This window comes from Pseudomonas sp. K5002, assembly GCF_013386655.1.
Lineage (GTDB): Bacteria > Pseudomonadota > Gammaproteobacteria > Pseudomonadales > Pseudomonadaceae > Aquipseudomonas.
The window spans coordinates 1-838 of the sequence record NZ_JACARK010001314.1 but is presented as its reverse complement, the minus strand read 5'-3'; the positions used below and the strand labels follow the sequence as shown (position 1 = coordinate 838).

General features: G+C 61.2%; 1 protein-coding gene and 1 pseudogene. Both read right to left on the bottom strand.

What is annotated here, in order from left to right; genetic code table 11:
• Window positions 1-96: 96 nt before the first annotated feature.
• Window positions 97-672, bottom strand: a complete 576-nt coding sequence (locus HX846_RS35975) for an ANTAR domain-containing response regulator (protein WP_003219125.1) — start codon at window positions 670-672, stop codon at window positions 97-99.
• Between the two features lie 12 nt (window positions 673-684).
• A pseudogene (locus HX846_RS35970) lies at window positions 685-838 on the bottom strand (nitrate ABC transporter substrate-binding protein); the annotation flags it as partial.

The following is an 838-nucleotide window of genomic DNA, read 5'->3' as shown; positions in this document are numbered from 1 at the left end:
CGGCCTGTAGCCCGGCTGTTCAAAAGTGAGCCGCCGTAAGGGCGGAACCAATAGCGGCCGTTACCTAAATAACGGATATACACCCCGACCCCCCTCTCACCCCAACAACTCACTCATCGCAATAATCTGCTCCGCCACCTGAATCAGCTTCTGCTGCCGACTCATCGCCTGACGCCGCATCAGCGTGTAGGCCTCTTCCTCATTACACCCCTTCATTTTCATCAACAACCCCTTGGCCGTTTCGATCCGCTTGCGTTCAGCCAACTGCTGATCCCGCGCCTGCAACTGCGCGCGCAGCGCCTGGTCACTCTCGAACCGCGCCATCGCCACATCCAGAATCGGCTGCAACCGCTGCGCCTGAATCCCCTCGACAATGTAGGCACTCACCCCGGACTTGATCGCCTGACGCATCACCCCCGGATCATGCTCATCGGTAAACATCACAATCGGCCGTGGCTGGTCGCGACTCACCAGCACCACCTGCTCCATCACATCGCGTCCCGGCGACTCGGTATCGATCAAAATCACGTCCGGGCGCACCGCTTCGACCCGCGCCGGCAAGTCGATCGTCAACCCCGATTCATCGATCACCTCAAACCCGGCCTCGGTCAACGCAGCCTTGAGCCGACCGACCTTGCGCGGTGTGTCATTGATCAACAGGATTCGTAGCATGGGTTCCTCCTGTCAGCGCAAGGCCTGGCGGCTGGCAACATCTGCCATGGCATGCAGGCGAAAGCTGCGGGCATACCCGGCCGGGTCCGAACCGTCCCAGATTTTTCCGTCGATCAACTGGCTGCTGCGCATGGCCTCGCCACCGGCAGGCACGCCCACGGCGCTG